The organism is Nocardioides carbamazepini, from assembly GCF_024614185.1.
Lineage (GTDB): Bacteria > Actinomycetota > Actinomycetes > Propionibacteriales > Nocardioidaceae > Nocardioides > Nocardioides carbamazepini.
In genome coordinates, this window is sequence record NZ_JAHTLF010000008.1 from 317272 (window position 1) to 337052 (window position 19781).

Annotated in this window: 21 protein-coding genes; 10 read left to right on the top strand and 11 right to left on the bottom strand. The window is 70.7% G+C overall.

The window, feature by feature from the left end; genetic code table 11:
• Positions 1-151 precede the first annotated feature (151 nt).
• From KVF89_RS04055 to KVF89_RS04070, 4 genes are all read left to right on the top strand, one after another.
• Positions 152-1615: a sugar transferase gene (locus KVF89_RS04055; RefSeq protein ID WP_257423586.1), complete on the top strand. Its 1464-nt coding sequence runs from the start codon at positions 152-154 to the stop codon at positions 1613-1615.
• A gap of 85 nt (positions 1616-1700) precedes the next feature.
• Positions 1701-2753, top strand: a complete 1053-nt coding sequence (locus KVF89_RS04060; protein ID WP_257423588.1) for a glycosyltransferase — start codon at positions 1701-1703, stop codon at positions 2751-2753.
• The gene (locus KVF89_RS04065) at positions 2746-3894 is read left to right on the top strand and encodes a glycosyltransferase family 4 protein (RefSeq protein WP_257423590.1); all 1149 of its coding nucleotides are present in this window, start codon (positions 2746-2748) and stop codon (positions 3892-3894) included. Before KVF89_RS04060 ends, KVF89_RS04065 begins: the two co-directional genes overlap by 8 nt.
• On the top strand, positions 3891-4757 hold the full coding sequence (locus KVF89_RS04070; RefSeq protein ID WP_257423592.1) for a glycosyltransferase: 867 nt from the start codon (positions 3891-3893) through the stop codon (positions 4755-4757). Before KVF89_RS04065 ends, KVF89_RS04070 begins: the two co-directional genes overlap by 4 nt.
• Here KVF89_RS04070 and KVF89_RS04075 read toward each other — a convergent pair.
• The 6 genes from KVF89_RS04075 to ctaC form a co-directional block, all read right to left on the bottom strand.
• Positions 4744-5955, bottom strand: coding sequence for an MATE family efflux transporter (locus KVF89_RS04075; RefSeq protein WP_257423594.1), 1212 nt, complete (start codon positions 5953-5955; stop codon positions 4744-4746). The two genes, KVF89_RS04070 and KVF89_RS04075, sit on opposite strands and share 14 nt — an antisense overlap.
• Positions 5952-6977: a hypothetical protein gene (locus KVF89_RS04080; RefSeq protein WP_257423596.1), complete on the bottom strand. Its 1026-nt coding sequence runs from the start codon at positions 6975-6977 to the stop codon at positions 5952-5954. The genes KVF89_RS04075 and KVF89_RS04080 overlap by 4 nt, the downstream gene beginning before the upstream one ends.
• An 80-nt stretch (positions 6978-7057) precedes the next feature.
• The gene (locus KVF89_RS04085; RefSeq protein ID WP_257423597.1) at positions 7058-8269 is read right to left on the bottom strand and encodes a L,D-transpeptidase; all 1212 of its coding nucleotides are present in this window, start codon (positions 8267-8269) and stop codon (positions 7058-7060) included.
• 85 nt (positions 8270-8354) lie between these two features.
• On the bottom strand, positions 8355-8771 hold the full coding sequence (locus tag KVF89_RS04090) for a cytochrome c oxidase subunit 4 (RefSeq protein ID WP_257423599.1): 417 nt from the start codon (positions 8769-8771) through the stop codon (positions 8355-8357).
• Positions 8771-10459 carry an aa3-type cytochrome oxidase subunit I gene (gene ctaD, locus KVF89_RS04095; protein ID WP_257423600.1) on the bottom strand — a complete coding sequence of 563 codons (1689 nt, stop codon included), beginning with the start codon at positions 10457-10459 and terminating at the stop codon, positions 8771-8773. Before ctaD ends, KVF89_RS04090 begins: the two co-directional genes overlap by 1 nt.
• On the bottom strand, positions 10456-11331 hold the full coding sequence (gene ctaC / locus KVF89_RS04100) for an aa3-type cytochrome oxidase subunit II (RefSeq protein ID WP_257423602.1): 876 nt from the start codon (positions 11329-11331) through the stop codon (positions 10456-10458). Before ctaC ends, ctaD begins: the two co-directional genes overlap by 4 nt.
• 160 nt (positions 11332-11491) lie before the next feature.
• Between ctaC and KVF89_RS04105 the strand changes: the two genes are divergently transcribed.
• Together KVF89_RS04105 and KVF89_RS04110 are read left to right on the top strand one after the other, a co-directional pair.
• Complete coding sequence (locus KVF89_RS04105) at positions 11492-12610, top strand: cysteine desulfurase family protein (protein WP_257423604.1); 1119 nt, start codon at positions 11492-11494, stop codon at positions 12608-12610.
• Complete coding sequence (locus KVF89_RS04110; RefSeq protein ID WP_257423606.1) at positions 12607-12843, top strand: sulfurtransferase TusA family protein; 237 nt, start codon at positions 12607-12609, stop codon at positions 12841-12843. The genes KVF89_RS04105 and KVF89_RS04110 overlap by 4 nt, the downstream gene beginning before the upstream one ends.
• Positions 12844-12857: 14 nt before the next feature.
• Here the strand turns inward: KVF89_RS04110 and KVF89_RS04115 are convergent, their stop codons facing one another.
• The gene (locus tag KVF89_RS04115) at positions 12858-13793 is read right to left on the bottom strand and encodes a carbohydrate kinase family protein (protein ID WP_257423841.1); all 936 of its coding nucleotides are present in this window, start codon (positions 13791-13793) and stop codon (positions 12858-12860) included.
• Positions 13794-13933: 140 nt separating this feature from the next.
• Here KVF89_RS04115 and KVF89_RS04120 point away from each other — a divergent pair, with 140 nt between their 5' ends.
• Complete coding sequence (locus KVF89_RS04120; protein ID WP_257423608.1) at positions 13934-14143, top strand: hypothetical protein; 210 nt, start codon at positions 13934-13936, stop codon at positions 14141-14143.
• Positions 14144-14245: 102 nt separating this feature from the next.
• Here the strand turns inward: KVF89_RS04120 and erpA are convergent, their stop codons facing one another.
• The 4 genes from erpA to KVF89_RS04140 form a co-directional block, all read right to left on the bottom strand.
• A complete protein-coding gene (gene erpA, locus KVF89_RS04125; RefSeq protein ID WP_257423609.1) occupies positions 14246-14662 on the bottom strand; it encodes an iron-sulfur cluster insertion protein ErpA in 417 nt (138 codons plus the stop codon).
• A 58-nt stretch (positions 14663-14720) separates the two neighbouring features.
• Positions 14721-15839, bottom strand: coding sequence for an NAD(P)-dependent alcohol dehydrogenase (locus tag KVF89_RS04130; protein ID WP_257423611.1), 1119 nt, complete (start codon positions 15837-15839; stop codon positions 14721-14723).
• Between the two features lie 67 nt (positions 15840-15906).
• Positions 15907-16377, bottom strand: coding sequence for a DUF4334 domain-containing protein (locus tag KVF89_RS30345; RefSeq protein WP_257423613.1), 471 nt, complete (start codon positions 16375-16377; stop codon positions 15907-15909).
• Positions 16378-16432: 55 nt separating this feature from the next.
• The gene (locus tag KVF89_RS04140; protein ID WP_257423614.1) at positions 16433-17518 is read right to left on the bottom strand and encodes a glycerate kinase family protein; all 1086 of its coding nucleotides are present in this window, start codon (positions 17516-17518) and stop codon (positions 16433-16435) included.
• A 110-nt stretch (positions 17519-17628) separates the two neighbouring features.
• Between KVF89_RS04140 and nadA the strand changes: the two genes are divergently transcribed.
• Genes nadA through KVF89_RS04155 form a run of 3 tightly spaced genes read left to right on the top strand, consistent with a single transcriptional unit; the run spans position 17629 to position 19776 of the window.
• Positions 17629-18813, top strand: coding sequence for a quinolinate synthase NadA (gene nadA / locus KVF89_RS04145; protein ID WP_257423616.1), 1185 nt, complete (start codon positions 17629-17631; stop codon positions 18811-18813).
• Positions 18806-19174 (top strand): zinc ribbon domain-containing protein YjdM, encoded by a 369-nt coding sequence (locus tag KVF89_RS04150; protein ID WP_257423617.1) that lies wholly within the window; start codon positions 18806-18808, stop codon positions 19172-19174. Before nadA ends, KVF89_RS04150 begins: the two co-directional genes overlap by 8 nt.
• A 2-nt stretch (positions 19175-19176) precedes the next feature.
• A complete protein-coding gene (locus KVF89_RS04155; protein ID WP_257423618.1) occupies positions 19177-19776 on the top strand; it encodes a DUF3043 domain-containing protein in 600 nt (199 codons plus the stop codon).
• Positions 19777-19781: the final 5 nt, after the last annotated feature.

Here is a 19781-nt window from a genome sequence, read left to right on the forward strand (position 1 = left end):
GTCCGCACGCCCCTGCGCCGGCCTCGCGGCGTGCTAGTCCGAAAGGACTAGCGCCCAGCCGCCATTTCCGGCGGATCGACCGATCCAAGCGCCACGGGCCGCCGCATAGCGTGCTCACGACGGCGCGGGGACGACGCGGAAGGGCGGGGCGATGACGGCAGTGCTGACCACTCCCCTCGCCCCGGCGCGGCCACTCTCGCGCAGCGGCACCGCGCGTCGCCTCACCCGCGTCACGGCGGTCGTCGTCATGCTCGACGCGCTCACGCTCGCTCTCGCGGCCGTGGTGGCCGTCGGGCTCAAGTTCGGGTTCGCCACCTGGCCGCCGGCCGACGTGGACCGGCTCACGGGGAGCCCGCTCGTCGACTTCGGCTGGCTGGTCCCCGTCTGGCTCGCCGCTCTGGCCTTCGCCGACGCGTGGTCGCCGCGGACCCTCGCCCGTGGCGGCGAGGAGCTGAAGGCACTGGTCCGCGGGTCGCTCACAGGTGCGGGTGTGGTCGCCATGGCGGCGTACCTCGTCGACTACGACATGTCACGCGGCTACTTCGCGCTGGCCTGGGGCATCGGCACGACCGGGCTGCTGCTGGAGCGGTCCGCCGTCCGGCAGGTCGTCGGCCGGCTGCGTCGCGGCCACCGACTGGTCAACCGGATCGTCGTGGTCGGCGACCCGATCGCGGTGACCGAGCTGGACACCGCTCTGGCCCGGCAGCCCGAGCTGGGCTACCGGATCGTCGGAGCGTGCGTCGACGCCGCCGACCCGTCGCTGCCCGTGCCGCTGCTCGGCCGACCGGCCGACGCCGTCGACGCCTGCCGCGAGCACCGCGCCGACACGCTGCTGATCGCGAACGGCTCCTTCTCGTCCTCGGTCGACCTCCGCCAGCTCGGTTGGGACCTCGAGGACACCGACATCGACCTGATCGTGGTCCCGAACCTGATCGACGTCGCCGGCCCCCGGATCCGGCTGCACCCGGTCGCCGGCCTCCCCTTCGTGCACGTGGATCCGCCGCAGGTCGCACGGGCGCTGCGCTGGGGCAAGGCCGTCTTCGACCGGCTCGGTGCATCCTTCCTGCTGCTCCTGCTCGCGCCGGTGCTCCTCGCCGTCGCGCTGGCCGTCAAGCTCGACGACGGCGGCCCCGTGCTCTACCGGCACCGCCGGATCGGCCTCGACGGCCGGGAGTTCGGACTCTGGAAGTTCCGGAGCATGGTGCCGGACGCCGCCACGCAGCACGCCGCCCTCGTCGACGCGCGGGGCGACACCCCGCTCCTCTTCAAGCTGTCGGACGATCCCCGCGTGACCCGCGTCGGCACCGTCCTGCGCCGTTGGTCGGTGGACGAGCTCCCACAGCTGCTCAATGTGCTGGCGGGCCAGATGAGCCTCGTGGGCCCGCGACCCCAGGTCGCCGCCGAGGTCGCCTGCTACAGCCCGGCCATGCATCGTCGGCTGCGCGTGCGGCCGGGAATGACCGGACTGTGGCAGGTGTCCGGACGATCGGAGCTGACCGCGGCGGAGGCGGAGCGTCTCGACCTCTCGTACGTCGAGAACTGGTCCATGACGGCGGACCTCACGATCCTCGCCCGGACGACGCGGGCCGTGCTCCGTGGCGAGGGAGCGTTCTGAGCGGCGCACCGCGGTATCTTGCGGGTCCCGAGCCCGGATCGGAACGACGATGCCCGGCGGGGAAGGACAGGCGAGGAGCAGACTGATGGGATCCACACCACCGGTCCGCGTGCTCCACGTCATCGAGAGCTACGGCAGCGGGTCGCTCACCGCGGCCGCCCAGTACGTGCGGAGCACCCCCGACCTCGAACACCATCTCCTGCGGCGGATCCGCGAGGACTACGTGCCCTTCGGCGAAGAGGTCCTCTTCACCAGCGTCACCGACCTGCCCCGGTCACGGGTCAGGAGCATCGGCGCGGTGCGCAAGGCCACCCGGACACTGTCGCCTGAGGTGGTCCACGCGCACTCCAGCTTCGCCGGACTCTTCGCCCGCCTGGCGCTCCGTGCGGGACGACCGGCGCGGGTCGTCTACACCCCTCATTGCTTCGTGTTCGAGCGCACCGACATCTCTGCGACGGCGCGGCGCGGGTATCGCCTCGTCGAATGGGCGCTGGCGATCAACACCACCGTGATCGCCGGCTGCTCGACCGGCGAGGTCCGCGCGGCACAGGCCTGGCGGACCTGCCGTCGGGCCGTTCACGTCCCGAACATCGTGCGGGATGCCCCGGTCGCCGAACGGGCTAGACACGCGGAGCGGCCCGTGGTCGTCTCCCTCGGACGCGTATCCGCTCAGAAGGACGCCGACTTCTTCCTCGCGACGCTACGCGACCTCGGGCAGCGCGGACGCCGCGTACGCGGCCTCTGGATCGGCGGTGGAGACTCAGCGGACGTCGCCCGACTCGAGGCGGCCGGTGTGGAGGTGACGGGCTGGGTCACGCGCGACCGCGTGCTCGACCTGCTGTCGTCGGCCGACCTGTACCTCCACACGGCTGCCTGGGAGGGCTTTCCGATGTCGATCCTCGAGGCGCACCGGATGGGACTGCCGATCCTGGTCCGCGACATCGCCGCCTTCCACCACCTCCCGGCGGCCCTGCGTGGACGCAGCCCGCGTGAGCTCGCCACCCTGGCCGAGGACATGCTCCTGGCCCCGTCCCACGCTCGCGCCGACCGGAACCGGAGCCTGTGGGACGCCGCGCTGATCGAGCACTCACCCGAGATCCAGCGTGACCGGCTGCTGGAGGCGTACGGCGTTGCCTGAGCACAGCCTGGACCCACCGCCGCCCGGCGAGCAGCGCCTCTCGGTCGTCCTCCTGCACTGGGGACGCAACGGGGCCGGACCGCGGTTCACCTACGAGCTCGGCCGTGCCCTCCGGAAACGAACCGACCTCCGGGTGGCGATCTCCCATGTCGCCGGTACGGAGAGGGAGGCCGCCATCGCGGCGCTCGACGTACGACGGCTCGCCGTCAAGACCTACACCGGCGCCTGGGGAGCGATCCTCGGCCTGCCCCGCCTCGTCGCCAACGTCCTGAGATTCCGCCGCTTCCTCCGGGCGGTCGACGCCGACGTCGTGGTGACCTCGATGTACAGCCTGTGGCACTCACTCGCGATCAGCCTCCTCCTACCCCGCCGGACTCCGCTCGTCGTGACCGTCCACGACGCGACACCGCACGTCGGCGACGACCACATCGTGAAGCTCTGGGCGCGCGCCACGGAGCTCCGCAGGGCGAACGCCGTCGTCGCCCTCTCGGAGACCGTGGCTGCCGAACTCCGTCAACGCCGGGGCCACCGGCTTCCCGTGTTCGTGACCGTCCACGGTGCCTTCGGCGACCGTGCCGACGTGCCGGCCCGCTCCGCGCCGAGGCACGATCCACCGGTCCTCGGGTTCTTCGGCCGGATCCTCCCCTACAAGGGCCTCGATCTCCTGGTCGCCGCCTCGACGCTGCTGGCGGAGCGCGGGGTCCAGGTCGTCACCCGGGTCCATGGCGACGGCTCCGTCCCGGGCGGACTCGTCGATGCCGGTCACGCCGTCGCGTGGGAGCCCGGCTGGGTGAGCGAGGAGCTGACCAACCAGGTCGTCGACAGCTTCGACGTCCTGGTCCTCCCCTACCGCGAGGCGTCGCAGTCGGGCGTGCTGTCGATCGCCCTGTCCGAGGGCGTCCCGGTCGTCGCCACACCCGTAGGAGGCCTGGCCGAGCAGGTCGACGCCACCGGATGCGGGGTCGTGGCGTCGGCCGTCACTCCGGCCGCCGTCGCGACAGCGGTGGCGCAACTCCTGAGCGACACCGCTCTCTATGCCGAGTGCTCGCGGAGAGGGCTTGCCTCAGCGTCCTCCGACCATGGCTGGGACCGAGTGGCCGCCGACTACGCACACGCGGTCGCCGAGGCGGTCGGCCGATGACCGATCACGACGGCATGACCCAGCGAGACCTCGGCTGTGTCGTCGTGCATCACCGCAGCACGGACACCCTCGTGCGTACCGTGGCCTCCTTGGTCGCCGCCGGCGTCGCGCCGGACCACCTGCTCGTCGTCGACAACAGCGAGGACGGCTCCATCGAGACCGTGAGGGACCAGCTCGCCGGTGTCCAGCTCCTCCTGACCGCGAATGACGGCTACGGCGCCGCGGTCGACGCGGGCGTGGCCTGGCTGTCGCGCGAACGCGTGGGACTGACCTCGATCCTGGTCGCCACCCACGAGGTCGTCGTCGAACCCGGGACGGTGGCGGAACTGGTCCGCGGCCTCGCCGAGCCGGGAGTCGCCGCGATCGGGCCCGTGCTGTGGGAGTCCGAGGCGCCGGATGCCCGCATCTGGTCGGCCGGGGGTGTCCTGGCCGGACGAGGTCTGGTCGCCCGTCACCGGCGGGCGCCGGACCGACCCGAGGAGCCCTTCGCGACGGTCGACTGGCTTGACGGCTCACTCGTGCTCTACCGTCGCGCGCTGCTCGAGTCCTTCGGCTTCGACCCGACCTACGTCCTCTACCTGGAGGAGGTGGACCTGCACCTGCGCCTCAGACAGGCCGGGTGGCAGATCCGCGTGTCCAACCGGTCGCGGGCCGTACAGACCACCCAAGGCATGCCGGCGTACTGGGCGATGCGCAACCGGCTCTACTTCAGCCGCAAGTTCGCGCTCGGTGCCGCCGGCTGGATCGGGACCGCCCGCGTCCTGCTGCAGGTCGGACGGCGGGCGGTGCGGACCCGGAACACGGCGGGGCTGTGGGACGTACGTCGCGGGCTGTCCGACGGGTTCCGGCTCACCCGGCGGTAGATCTCGGCCCGCGCAGCAGCGGCCAGGCGACCGCCAGCTGATAGGCGAATACGAGCGCCTCGGTCATGGCCAGCCCGGCAGCACCACCGATCGCCCCATGACGGTCGGCCAGGACCAGGATCGCGGGGACGCCGAAGATCGCGCCGACGAGGGTGCTTCTCAAGACCGCGTCCACCCGACCGGACGTGGCCAGGGTGTGCCGGCCGAGAGAGGAGTTGAGGGACAGGAACAGCACCGCCACCCCGAACCACAGGGAGATGCCGTCCGGCACTTGCAGGGACGACCCGAACAGGAACGAGCTCAGCGGACCGCCGAGCAGCACGAATCCCACCAGCCCCAGTCCGCCGATGGCCGCATGGATGGTGAGGGCGGTCCGGAACCGCTGCCGGCGTTCGCCCGGGTCGGCGGCGACCCAGCTCTGGAGGGCCTGACAGGACCCCGCGACGACGACCACTCCCCACTGGTAGAGCTTCCAGCCCGACGCGTAGCCCGCCAGCGCCACGACGGACACGTGGGCCGAGACGAGCGCGACGTTGATCGCCGAGTAGGCCCCGCCGACCACCTCGGTGGCCGTCGGCACCCACCGAGAGCGCCAGGGCACCCGGACCGACGCATCCCTCCCTGTCCTACGCCGCACTACGACGACCAAGGCGGCCGCGGCGCCGACGTAGGCCGCAGCGATCGCTGCCGGATAGACCAGCGGATCGCCGCCGGCGACGATGACCCCCGCCGCGACCAGATGGGCACCCACGACGGGGAGCGCTTCGAACCTGAGCACGTCCTTCGCATTCCCGAGGCCGACGAGGAACCAGCGAGGGCTCAGCGTCACCAGGCTCGTCGAAGCACACACGGCCAGGCTCAGCACCCGGGTCGAGTCGGCCACCAGGAAGAAGGTCACCACCATGCCCAGCGGGATCGCGACCACCGCTGCGATGACACGCAGGCGCACACTCGCCTCGTAGAGCGCACGCCGCGCCGGCGCCGGCGCGGCCGCCACCGCGCTCGGCCCGGTCAGCGCCCAGCCACCGCCTGCGACGAGGCTCACCATCGCGCCCACGGACTGCCCCACCGCGAGCCCTGACCAGGCGGACCGGTCCAACGCGTGGGCGAGGACGGGCAACGACACCAGGCTGGCGAGCGCCGGCAACAGCGTCACGATGGTGAAGCCGACGACGCGGCGGGTCGGCAACGCCGTCACAGCGACGATCCGGGTGAGCCGAAGACGGTCCGCACCTCGTCGGCGAACCTCCGCCGCTCCGTCGCCAGGTGGGAGCGGAACGCCCGCTGGCGGCGGGCGTGGCCGGGAAGGTCGGCGAGCACCTGCTGGAGGGTGCCGACGGTGTTCCGCACCAGGTCGGGCTCGAGCGGGATCCGATGCTCGTCAGGCAGCGGGAAGTCCTGCGTGTTCGCTCCCGCACCCCGCGCGGCGAGCAGGGTCACGGCACCGTGGAGGGCCGCCTCGCGTGGGATGCGGTCCTTGCCTGGCAGGCTCCCCAGGTCGAGATAGACGTCACTGCGCCGCAACGCATCCTCGACCTCGCTCGGCGACATTCCTGCGATGGGCAGCCACCGCACCGGTGTCGTGAGCAGTTCGGACACCTTCGCGACGGCCTCGCCGCCCTTGGCGGGGTTGAACGACACCACCGGGACGTCTCCGTCCGCGACCAGCCCCTCTCGATCCGCCGGCGTCGCAGTGACATAGTCGGAGAGCAGGCCGACGGACGTGCCCAGCTCTCGTGCGACGAACTCCCGTGCGTAGACGGACTGCGCCAGATGCACGGCGGCACCGAGCCGGCGTCTCCTGGCCGGCCCCAGCAGCCGGCGCGCCGTGGCCCGAGGAAGCGCCCGCAACGCCGCAGCAGGTGTCCGGCTCAGGAGCAGGCCATTGTGACGGCGCCGCGCGTCCATGAAGACCGGCGAGTTGTCGACGCTCAGCCACCAGCAGAACCAGGTGGCCGACCCGACGACGGCGGCCCGAGGCACCCAGACCTCGGGGGTGACGACCGCATCCCGCGGCCCGCACCGCGCCGCCTCGCGTTCGGGAGCGTCGTAGTGGTCGTAGTCCGCCACCCGAGGGCGTCCTTCGGTGCCCGGCATCGCGACCAGGGCCGCGTCGTGCCCGAGCGATCGCAGGGCGTCGACGAGCTGGTGGAGCGCCTCGGGGCCGCCGGTCCGCACCCCACGGGGATAGAAGACGGACAGCTGCTCGAACCCCTCCACGGGCGGAGTCTAGTGTCGAGCGCCCGGCGCTCGTGCCGATTGGCTCCCTCTCGGAGCGGACGGCGGCGATGCCGCGCGGCTCAGCTGAGGGCGGACCCTGCGACGTACTCGCCCCAAGGGACGTTCCAGTCGCCCCAGCCGTTGCCGGACTCCATGGGGCGGTCGGTGCCGACGTACTCGACGACGTCGCCGCGGCGGGTCATGCCATAGAGCCAGCCGGCGTTGTCGGTGCTCAGGCCGGTGCAGCCATGGGACACGTTGGCGCGGCCCTGGGAGCCGACGGACCAGGGGGCGGCGTGGATGAACTCCCCGGAACTGGTCAGCCGCATCGCCCACTTCACGTTGTCGATGTCGTAGGCCTCGGCGGAGCCGCGGGAGATGCCGACGGTCTCGGAGTTCATCCGCTTCTGGTCGTACTTCTCCATGATCACCTTCACCCCGGAGCGGGTGGTGAAGCCGGGCTTGCCGGTCGTGACCGGGATGGTGCGCAGCAGCTTGCCGTTCTCGAAGACCTTCATCTGGTGGGTCTTCGCGTTGACCTTGTAGATGTGGGAGGCACCCACCTCGAAGTCGACCGTCCGGTCGTCCTGGCCGTAGATGCCGCCACCGGCGCTGACGCCGTTGACGGCGACGTCGACGCTGACCTTGGAGCCGGCCTGCCAATAGGCCTCGGGACGCCAGTGCGCCTCGGTGCTGCTGATCCAGTGCCAGGTGCCGGGCTGGGCCGGGGTCGAGGTGACCGTCATGTGCTTCTCGAAGGCCGCCTGATCGGCGACCGGGAGGTCGAACGTGACAACGACCGGCATCCCGACCCCCACGGTCTCGCCCTGCAGCGGGGCGACCGACGGGTAGGTCTGCTGGTCCAGGCTCAGCGCCTGCGTGGTGAAGGACGAGACGCTCTCGACGCGCTTGCCGTCGGCGTTCTCGGCGACCGCGCGGACGCGGTAGCGGACGCCGGGCTCGAGGCCGGCGGCGGAGGTCCAGCGGGTGCCGTCGGCGCGGAGCTCGCCGTCGACCCGGCCGTCCTTCGACTTGAGCACGACCGAGGAGAGCGTGCCCTTCTCCGCCTTGACCTTGACCACCTTGTCGACCGGTACGCCGGTCGCCGCGTCGTCGACATTGGTCGTGACGATGGCCTCGGAGGCAGCGGCGGCGGTGGTCTCGTCGTCGCCGGGACCGGCGCCGGGGACCAGGCCCGAGCCGTCACAGCCGGCCGCGACGAGCGCCACGGCTGCCAGCACGGCGGCGGCACGCAGGGCACGCGGACGGAGGTGTGTCGACGGGGAAGGCACCGAACGAGGGTACCTGCCGGATCCGCCGAATCCCGGCTACGCGAACGTCGGCGGTGTCACACCGCCGACGCGCTCGCGCCATATATCAGTGCGCGTACTCGCCCCGGTAGTACTCGAAGAGCCAGCCGGTCAGCGCGATGGCGCCGAGCACGATGCCGATGATGAACAGCCACCACGCCAGGACCGCGATCGCGAAGACCATCACGCTGAGGGTCGCGGCGCACCACAGCGGCCACCAGGAGTACGGCGGGAAGAAGCCGAGCTCGCCGGCACCGTCGGCGATCTCGCCGTCCTTGAGGTCCTCCGGCCGGGCGTCCATCCGGTTGGCGTGGAACCCGATGTAGAGGGTGACCATCGCGCACAGCAGCGTGGTCATGACCAGCGCCGAGGTGCCGGTCCAGTCGGGACCTTCGTCGCTGGCATCGGTGATGAACCAGTAGGCCGGGCTGACCAGGACCAGGAAGATCGTGGTCACGCCGAAGATCCATGCTTCGACCTTCATCAGGCGTCGACCTCCTTGGCACCGGGGCCCGCGGCGACCGGCTCGTCGTACATCTCGATGGCGGCGATCTCCGGGTGGTGGAGGTCGAACGCCGGCGACTCCGAGCGGATCCGCGGGATCGAGTGGAAGTTGTGGCGCGGCGGCGGGCAGCTCGTGGCCCACTCCAGCGACCGGCCCCAGCCCCACGGGTCGTCGGTGTTGACGAGCGGACCCTTGCGGGAGACGTAGACGTTGTAGAAGAACGGCAGCATCGAGGAGGCGAGGATGAACGCGCCGATCGTCGAGATCTGGTTCAGCGTGGTGAAGCCGTCCTTGGGCAGGTAGTCGGCGTACCGACGGGCCATGCCCTCGATGCCCAGCCAGTGCTGGATGAGGAAGGTCGTGTGGAAGCCGATGAACAGCAGCCAGAAGTGGATCTTGCCGAGCCGCTCGTCGAGCATCCGACCGGTGAGCTTGGGCCACCAGAAGTAGAAGCCCGCGAACATCGCGAACACGACGGTGCCGAACACCGTGTAGTGGAAGTGCGCCACCACGAAGTAGGAGTCGGAGACGTGGAAGTCCAGCGGCGGGCTCGCCAGGATGATGCCGGTCAGGCCGCCGAAGAGGAACGTCGTCAGGAAGCCGATCGACCAGAGCATGGGTGTGTCCATGCGTACTGATCCGCCCCACATGGTGCCGATCCAGTTGAAGAACTTCACGCCTGTCGGGACCGCGATCAAGAAGGTCATGCCCGAGAAGAACGGTAGGTTCACCGCGCCCGTGACGAACATGTGGTGCGCCCAGACCGCGACCGAGAGGATCGCGATGCCGAGCGTCGCGCCGACCAGGCCGACGTAGCCGAAGATCGGCTTGCGGCTGAAGACCGGCAGGATCTCGGAGATGATGCCGAAGAACGGCAGCGCGATGATGTAGACCTCTGGGTGCCCGAAGAACCAGAACAGGTGTTGCCACAAGATGGCGCCACCGTGCGATGTGTCGAACACATGCGCCCCGAGCTGTCGATCGGCCTCGAGGGAGAGCAGCGCACCGGCGAGGATCGGGAAGGCGATCAGCACCAGGATCGCGGTGATCAGCACGGTCCAGACGAAGATCGGCATCCGGAACATGGTCATGCCGGGCGCACGCATGCAGATGATCGTGGTGATGAAGTTGACGGCGCCGAGGATGGTGCCGAGACCGGCCATCCACAGGCCCATGATCCACAGGTCGCCGCCGGCGCCGGGACTGTTGACCGAGTCGGACAGCGGCGTGTAGGCGAACCAGCCGAAGGAGGCGGCGCCGCCCGGGGTGAGGAAGCCGGCGCCGACGATCAGGCCGCCGAAGAGGTACAGCCAGTAGCTGAACATGTTCAGCCGCGGGAACGCCACGTCGGGGGCGCCGATCTGCAGCGGCATGATCGCGTTGCCGAAGCCGAAGAACAGCGGGGTCGCGAACAGCAGCAGCATGATCGTGCCGTGCATGGTGAAGAGCTGGTTGTAGAGCTCCTCGTTGACGATCTGGCTGCCCGGGTAGGCCAGCTCGGACCGGATGAGGAGCGCCATGAGGCCGCCCGCCATGAACCAGGCCATGGCGGTGCCGAAGTACAGGTTGCCGATCAGCTTGTGGTCGGTCGTCGTCATGATGCGGACGAGCTGTTGGCCCAGCGGCTTGCGCTGGCTCAGGTCCGCGGAACGCGCGAGAGTAGTCACTCGTGCTCTCCCTCGTCGTCGGTGATGAGCTCGGTGGAGTACTTGCCACCCACGACGGGCTCCTCCGAGATGTGCGCGGGATCCGTCGCGAGGTCGGCCAGGTAGGCGTCGTACTCGGACGCGGTGACGACCTTGACGTTGAACAGCATCCGCGAGTGGTACGCACCGCAGAGCTCGTAGCACTTGCCGGCGTAGGTCCCGGTCTCGGTCGGCGTCACCTGGTAGGAGTTCTCGTTGCCGGGCACGACGTCCATGCGCATCGCGAAGGCCGGGATGCCGAAGTTGTGGATGACGTCGGGGCTGTAGAGCTGGAACTCGACGGTCTTGTCGACCGGGATCACCAGCGTCGGGATGTCCTCACCGGTGCCGGAGACGTAGACGTTGGTGCCCTCGTCGGTCTCGACCGAGTCGGGGTAGTTGAAGGTCCAGGACCACTTCTGGCCGACGACCTTGACCACGACGTCGGGGTTGACGTGCTCGAGCGCGATGTTCTGCACCCGGACGGTCTGCGCGAAGAACGCGATGACCATGATGACCGGGAAGATCGTGTAGAAGATCTCGATCGGCAGGTTGTAGCGGGTCTGCACGGGAACCTCGTCGTCGCTACGACGACGGAACCAGATCGGGACACCGATGATCAGCGCCCAGGTGATCACGCCGACGACCAGCGCGGCGATCCACGCGCCCTGCCACAGCTGCAGGATGTGCTCGCCCTGCTCGGACTTGATCTCCGGCATGCCGAACCGCTCCCACTGGGTATCGGTCGAACAGCCGGAGAGCGCGAGCGCGAGTACGACGAAACCGGCGAGCGGGATCGCGCGACGCGAACGTCGCTGCGCGCCACGCGTGCGCTCGGGGTGCCACCAGCCCACGAACGAGCCTTCCTCTCGAGGGTCAGAACCACTGCGAACACTAGCGGAGGGCGACCTCGACCGGGGCGCGGGGTGGGTCTTCCGGGGCGCGTGGGGCGTGGCATCGATGCGGGCCGGGCGGGGCCGGAGCGTACAAGGGCGCCTCAACTAGGGTCGGGGCGTGAGCAGCCCTCGCGAGGTCTACCTCGACTCGGCGTCGTCGACACCGCTCCACCCGGCAGCGCGGGAGACACTGCTGGCCGCCGTGGACCGCGGGTACGGCGATCCGCGTCGTCTGCACGCGGCCGGACGCGACGCTCGGCTGCTCCTCGACAACGCCCGCGCCGTGGTGGCCGAGTGCCTCGATGCCCGGCCCGACGAGGTCGGCTTCACGGCTTCGGGCACCGAGGCGGTGCACCGGGGCCTGCTAGGCCTGACCACGGCGACCGGGCGCGACGGGATCGTGCACGGCGCGGTCGAGCACTCCTCGGTGCTGCACGCCGTGGCGTGGCGGTCGTCCTCCGCGCATGCGAGCGTCGCCGTCGACGTGACCGGCCGGGTCGACCCGGCCGACCTGGCCGCGGCCGCGGACCGGCCCGGGGTGGGTGCGGTCGCGCTGCAGGCCGCCAACCAGGAGGTGGGGACGCTGCAGCCGGTCGACGAGGTCGAGCTGCCCGCCGGCGTACCCCTGCTGGTCGACGCCGCCGCCGCGGTCGGCCACGTGCCGCTCCCCCGGCGCTGGGACGCGCTGACGGCGTCGGCACACAAGTGGGGCGGGCCGGCCGGTGTCGGCGTGCTGGTCGTGCGGCGCGGCACCAGGTGGACCAATCCCTTCCCCGGCGACGACGGGCTCGACCAGCTCGGCGGGTTCCCGGACGTCCCGGCCGCCCTGGCCGCCGCGGCGGCCCTGCAGGCCGTGCTCGCCGAGCGCGAGGAGGTCGCGGTCCGGCAGTTCGCGCTGGTCGACCGGATCCGCGCCGCGGCCGCCGCCCTGCCCGACACCGAGGTGGTCGGTGACCCGGTCGCCCGGCTCCCCCACCTGGTGACCTTCTCCTGCCTCTACGTCGGCGGCGACGAGATCGTCTCGGCGCTCGCTCGCCGCGGCTTCGGCGTCGCCAGCGGATCCGCGTGCACGGCGTCCACCCTCGAGCCGAGCCACGTGCTGGCCGCCATGGGCGCGCTCACGCACGGCAACGTGCGGGTCTCGCTCGGCAGGGAGACCACCGCCGACCAGGTCGAGGGGTTCTGCGCCGCCCTGACCGAGGAGGTCCACCGGATCCGGGCCGAGGCCGGCCTGTGAGCGCCCCGACGACCGAGATCGACTGCCGCGACCTGCCCTGCCCGCGGCCCATCATCGAGCTCGCCAAGGCGCTGCCCTCGGTCGCCGTGGGCGACCTGCTCGCCGTGGTCGCCCGCGACCCAGCGGCGCGGCACGACGTGCCGGCGTGGTGCCGGATGCGGGGGCAGGAGTACGTCGGCGAGGAGCGCGCCGCGGACGGCGCGCCCCGCTATGTCGTCCGACGGCTGAGCTGACCGGTGGGCGAGGATCAGACGCCGAGGTGCTTGGCGACCTCGTCGGCCGCCTCGGCGCCGTACGAGTCGCGGATCCGCGCCACGAACTGCTCGTGGGTGAAGTCGTACTCCTGGGTGCCGACCGTCTCGACGACGTAGGCGGCCAGGACGCAGCCGACCTGGGCGGCCCGCTCCAGGGACGTGCCCCACGAGAGCGCGGCGAGGAAGCCTCCTCGGAAGGCGTCACCGACGCCGGTAGGCTCGAGCGCCGCGACGTCCTTGGCGGCCGGGACCTCGAAGGACGTGCCGTCGCTGGAGGTGACCCGGACGCCGTCCTTGCCGAGCGTGGTGACCTGCAGGCCGACGCGGGCCAGCACCTCCTCGCCGCTCCAGCCGGTCTTCTTCTCGATCACGTGCGACTCGTACTCGTTGGAGAACAGGATCGCGGCGCCGTCGATCAGGTCGCGGATCAGGTCGCCCTCGGCGAAGGCGAGCTGCTGGGAGCAGTCGGCGATGAAGGCGTAGCCGCGCTGACGGCACTCCTCGGTGTGCCGCTTCATGGCGTCGGGGTCGTCGGCGCCGATGAGCACGTACGTCGGCGCGCCGACGCGCTCGACGATCGGGAACAGCTCGATCTGGCTGGCCTCGCTCATCGCGCCGGGGTAGAAGGAGGCGAACTGCGCCATCGTGGTGTCCGTGGTGCAGACGAAGCGCGCGGTGTGCTTGCTCTCGGAGATGTGCACGGAGTCGCAGTCGACGCCGTTGCGCTCGAGCCAGGAGCGGTAGTCGGCGAAGTCCTCACCGGCCGCGCCGACGAGCACCGGCCGGAGGCCGAGCCGGGCCAGGCCGAAGCACATGTTGGGGGCCACGCCGCCGCGCCGGATCTCCAGGTCGTTGACCAGGAAGGACACCGACAGCTTGTCCAGCTGGTCGACGACCAGGGAGTCGGCGAACTTGCCGCCGAAGGTCATCAGGTGGTCGGTCGCGATCGAGCCGGCGATCAGGAGGGAGCCCGTGGGTGCAGTCACGATACGGAAGGTTAACCGAGCCGTAGCCGCGGTGACGCCGATCCCTCTGGGTCTACCGGAAAGTAACGCCTAGCGTCGAGGACATGCCCTACGAGGAGATCGCCACCCCCGCCGAGCTGCACGCGGACTGCCAGGCCGTCAGCCGCCGCCTCCAGGCCGCCGCCGTGAAGGCCACCCGCCCCGCGCCCAGCATCCACTTCGACGAGTTCCCCCGCGAGGTCCCGAAGCGCGACATCGAGATCTCCGAGGCCGCCCAGCGCCTCGCCAACGCGCTCCACCTGCACCTCGACTAGCGTTGAGTCGTCACTTTTGACCCGTTGAAACGTCAGAAACGGCCCCGGATCTCCGGGGCCGTTTCTGACGTTTCAACGGGTCAAAAGTGACGACTCAACACCTCAGTTGAACGAGTCGCCGCAGGCGCAGGAACCCGTGGCGTTCGGGTTGTCGATCGTGAAGCCCTGCTTCTCGATGGTGTCGACGAAGTCGATGACCGCGCCGTTCAGGTAGGGAACGCTCATCCGGTCGACCACGACGCCCACGCCGTCGAAGTCGGTCATGACGTCGCCGTCGAGGGTCCGCTCGTCGAAGAAGAGCTGGTAGCGCAGGCCCGAGCAGCCACCAGGCTGCACCGAGATGCGCAGCGACAGGTCGTCGCGACCCTCCTGCTCGAGCAGGCTCTTGACCTTCGTGGCCGCCACCGGGCTCAGGTTGATCTGGTCCTCACGGCGCTCGTAGTCCACCGGTGCGGCGACCGTGGTGGTCCCGCCGGAGGCCTCGTGGCTGTGGCCGCCTCCGCAGCAGCTGTCGCTCATGCTCACTCCAGGTGTGTCAGGTCGGTGTTCGACTAGCCCAATCGTCGCACAGTCGTGGTTATTCCCCCCACACGAGCACGGGCTTGACCACGGTGCCGGCCTTCGAGTCGGCCACGGCGTCCGCGATCTTCTCGAACGGGTACGTCGTCACGAGGTGGTCGACGTCGAACCTCCCCGCCTCGCGCAGGGCGATCAGCTCGGGAATGGTCACCAACGGGTCGGCCTCGCCCTCGATCGAGGAGCGGACGATCTTGCCGGACTGGAGCAGGTCGATCGCGTCGATGGTGTACTCCGGCGCGCCGAGCCCGAGGGCGACCAGCATCCCGCGCGGGCGCAGCGAGCGCTGGGCCTGGAGCACGACCGCCGCGATGGCCGTCGTGTCGATCGCGTACGACGCCCCGCCGGCGGTCAGCTCCCGGACTCGCTCCTCGACGGGTGCGGCCCCCTCCTCCGCGGGGTCGACGGCCGTGGCGCCGTACTCCTCGGCGATCTCACGGCGCGCGGCGACCGGGTCGACGGCGACGACGGTCTCCACTCCCGCGCCCCTGGCCGCTGCGATCGCGGCCAGACCGACCGCGCCGGCGCCGTACACGACGATGCTGTCGCCCGGCGTCGGCCTGAGCACGTTGAGCACGGTGCCGGCGCCGGTCTGGAAGCCGCACGCGAAGGGGGCCAGGCGGGTCAGGTCGAGGGACTTGTCGACGACGACGCAGTTGTCGGCGTAGGCGAGGGCGTGCCGGGCCAGGCTGGACTGGCCGAAGAAGTTGCCGAAGACGGTCTGGGTCTCCCCGTCGTCACGGCGACGTGTCATGGTCGTCGAGCCGTCGGCGCGCATGCCCATGTAGTTGAGCAGCAGCGACTGCTCGCAGTAGCCGACGTCGCCTGCCTGACAGGGGCCGCACGAGCGGCAGGAGCGGAAGCTCATCACGACGTGGTCGCCGACCTCGATGCCGCTCACCGCGGCGCCGACCTTCTCCACGACGCCGGTGCCCTCGTGGCCCACGACGGTCGGCAGCATCTCCTGCGGCAGCATGGCCGGAACGGTCAGGTCGGTGTGGCACAGACCCGTCGCGACGATCCGGACCAGGACCTCGTCGTCGCGAGGCTCCTCGAGCTCGACGTCGGCGACGACGAAGTCGCCTCCGGGCTCCTCGACGAGGAATGCGGTGGTCCTCATCCGGGGTCCCCGACGAGTTGTGCGCTGGAGGAGCGCAGCGGGGGAAGCGTAGAACTCGGTGGGGTGGTCATGCGTCACGCTCCAACCAGAAGTAGTAGAGGTCGTCGATGCCGAAGGTGCCGGCCAGCTTCCCGTTCATGATGCCCATGACCGTGCGGGCGTCGACCTTCTTGAAGTGGTCGAGGACCGGCATCTTGTCGTAGACCATCGTCGCGGTGACCTCGCCGCGGAAGCCGACCGGCCACAGCGACGCCTCGCCTCCGCCCCCGGCGTCGAGGTTGGAGTACAGCTCCCCGTTCTCGTCACGGCAGACCAGCGGCACCGCCGCGAGTGGGCCGTCGAACCGCTTGCCGTGCCAGCGCACCTGCTTCAGCACCGTGCTCGCGACATGCCCGGTGGCGAAGTCGCCCCCGCGCCAGGCCCCGAGCATCTCGTCGACCCGGACGGTCGCGAGATCGGCCCAGAGGGCGTCGAGGTCGGCGGGAGCCGCATGCTCGGCCGCGCGGAGGTCGTCGAAACGCGTCCTGGTGTCGGTCACCCGAGCAATCTAGAACACGTTCCACTTCCTTGGCGAGGGGGTGCGGACGCGGGGTTCAGGCCGACCAGGTCCGAGCCACCCGCGCGGCCAGCTCGGAGAGCGCCCCGGAGGGATCCGCGAAGGCGCGCTCCTCCCCTACCGCGTCGACGAGCGAGTACGCCGCGTCCATGCCGAGCGCGCGCATCTCGCGCGACCCCACGAGCACCTGCCCCGCCAGGGCCACACACGGCCGGAGCGCGTCGGCCGCGACCGCCGCCACGCCGGCCGGCACCTTGCCGGCCCGGCTGCTGAAGTCGAAGGCACCCTCACCGGTGATGACCAGGTCCGCCGCGCGCGCCTGCCGGGCGAGCCCCACGACGTCGGCGACCAGCCCGATGCCCGAGACCCGGGTGCCACCGAGCAGCATCAGGGCGAACCCGAGGCCACCCGCGGCGCCGGCCCCCGGCTCCAGCGCGAGCCGCCGGTCGGTCGCGGCCGCGAACCGCTCGAGGAAGCCGTCGAGGAGGACCTGGGTCTCCTCGTCGATGCCCTTCTGGGCGCCGAAGGTCTTGCTCGCACCGAACAGCCCGGTGAGCGGGCTGTCGACGTCGGTCGCCGCGACGATCTCGACGCCGTCGACCAGACCGCGGGCGATGCTGAGGTCCACCCGGGTCACACCGTCGAGGAAGATCCCGCCCACGTCCAGGGCGACGTCCGCGTCCGCGCCAAGGGCGGCGAGCAGGCCGGCGCCGCCGTCGTTGGTCCCGGAGCCCCCCAGACCCACCACGACCCGCGTGGCACCGGCGTTGACCGCCTCCAGGAGCAGGCGGCCGACGCCGACCGTCGTACCGAACTCACCGAGCTTGCCGCCGGTCAGGTGCACACCGCAGACCTGGGCGCTCTCGACGTACACGGTGTCACCGACCTGCAGGATCGTGGCCGGGACGTCGTGGCCCTGAGGCGCCTCCCCCACGACCGCCAGCAGCTCGCCGCCGAGCGTCGCGTGCAGGACGTCGACGAAGCCCGGCCCGCCGTCGGACATCGGCGCCAGCACGACCTCGTCGCCGGGGGCATGCCGTCGCCATCCGGCGGCGATCGCCTCGGCGGCCTCGACCGCCGTGAGCGTGCCCGCGAACTTGTCGGGGGCCACCAGGATGCGCATGCGTCACATCATGGTGGATCCCGCCGACCGGCGGCGGGCAGGCATGCTGACCGCAGCGATCGGACCGCACCGATCGGAGGGACCGGGGCACCCCAAACTAGGATGTGGCCATGACCACCGTGGACCTCCCGCTGCTGCCGCTGGGCCGTGGCACGGACCGGCTCTCCGAGCGGGGTGTCGAGTGCCCCGGCGACCTGCCGGCGCCCTCCGACCCCGACCTGGTGGAGCGCGCTCGCGCCGCCAAGGAGAAGCTCGGCGAACGGCTGTTCGTGCTGGGGCACCACTACCAGCGCGACGAGGTCATCCAGTTCGCCGACGTGACCGGTGACTCGTTCAAGCTGGCCCGCGACGCCGCGGCCCGGCCGGACGCGGAGTTCATCGTGTTCTGCGGCGTGCACTTCATGGCGGAGTCGGCCGACATCCTCACCGGTCCCGAGCAGAAGGTGATCCTGCCCGACCTCGCGGCCGGCTGCTCGATGGCCGACATGGCCCGGATCGCCCAGGTCGAGAGGGCCTGGGAGGCGCTGGCCGCCGCCGGCGTCCAGGACGACGTCGTCCCGGTGACCTACATGAACTCCAGCGCGGCGATCAAGGCGTTCTGCGGCCGCAACGGCGGCGTCGTGTGCACCTCGTCGAACGCCGAGGTCGCGCTCGACTGGGCCTTCCAGCAGAAGGGGGCCGACAACAAGGACACCAAGGTCCTCTTCCTGCCCGACCAGCACCTCGGCCGCAACACGGCGGTCCTCCAGCTGGGCTACTCCCTCGACGAGTGCGTGGTGTGGAACCCCCACAAGCCCGACGGCGGCCTGAGCGCCGAGGAGCTGGCCAACGCCCGGATGATCCTGTGGAAGGGCCACTGCTCGGTCCACGGGCGGTTCACCGCCGACGTCGTCGACGAGCTGCGCGCCAAGGTGCCCGACCTCAACGTGCTCGTGCACCCGGAGTGCCAGCACGAGGTCGTCCTCAAGGCCGACCTCGTCGGCTCCACCGAGTTCATCATCAAGACCATCGAGGCCGCGCCCTCCGGCTCGAGCTGGGCCATCGGCACCGAGCTCAACCTCGTGCAGCGCCTCGCCGACGCGCACCCGGACAAGAACATCATGTTCCTGGACCGCAACGTCTGCTACTGCTCCACGATGAACCGGATCGACCTGCCGCACCTCGTGTGGGCGCTGGAGAACCTCGTCGAGGGTGTCGTGGTCAACCAGATCGAGGTCGACCCGCAGACCGAGGCCGACGCGCTGACCGCCCTGCAACGGATGCTGGACCTCCCGGGGAAGTCGCACCGTGACTGACCCGCTGCCCGCCTGCCCGGAGTGCTCGAGCGCGTACACCTACGAGCTGGGCGACCTGATGGTCTGCCCGGAGTGCGCCCACGAGTGGTCGCCCGCCGAGGCCGCGGCAGCAGCCGACGAGGCAGCGGCCGCGGACGTCGTACGTGACGCCAACGGGAAGTCCCTCGCCGAGGGCGACGACGTGATCGTGGTCAAGGATCTCCCGGTGAAGGGTGCGCCCAAGCCGATCAAGTCCGGCACCAAGGTCCGCAACATCCGCCTGGTCGCCCCCGACAGCCGGGTCGGCGGCCACGACATCGACTGCAAGGTCGACGGGTTCGGTCCGATGCAGCTCAAGTCAAGTCTGGTCCGGAAGGCCTGATCGTGTTCAAGCGCACCAAGTCACCCACCGTCGAGGAGCAGGCCACACAGGCCGCGTCGGACGGGAAGGCCGGCGGCAAGGGTCGCCCGACACCGACCCGCAAGGAGGCGGAGGCAGCCGCGAAGGCGCGCGCCAAGGGCCCCAAGGACCGCAAGGAGGCGTCGCGCCGCCAGCGTGAGTTCCGCGCCGAGGAGAGCCGCAAGATCCGCCAGGGCATGAAGAGCGGCGACGAGCGCTACTACCTGCCCCGCGACAAGGGCCGGGTGCGCCGGTTCATCCGCGACTACGTCGATCGGCGCTTCTCGATCGTCGAGATGGTCATCCCGCTGATGATCATCGGCCTGATGCTCGGCTACACCGGCAGCTCCGCGCTGGTGCGGGCCAGCAGCCTGGTCCTGCTCGCCACGGTCCTGTTCGTGGTGACCGACATGGTCCTCCTCCGGTTCCGGCTGCGTCGCGAGCTGGGCCGCCGGTTCCCCGGCGAGTCGCTCAAGGGGACGACCTACTACGCCCTCACCCGCTCGATGCAGATGAAGTTCATGCGGCTGCCCAAGGCGCGCGTGAAGATCGGGCAGCCGCTTCCGGAGGACTACGACAAGTAGGTTGC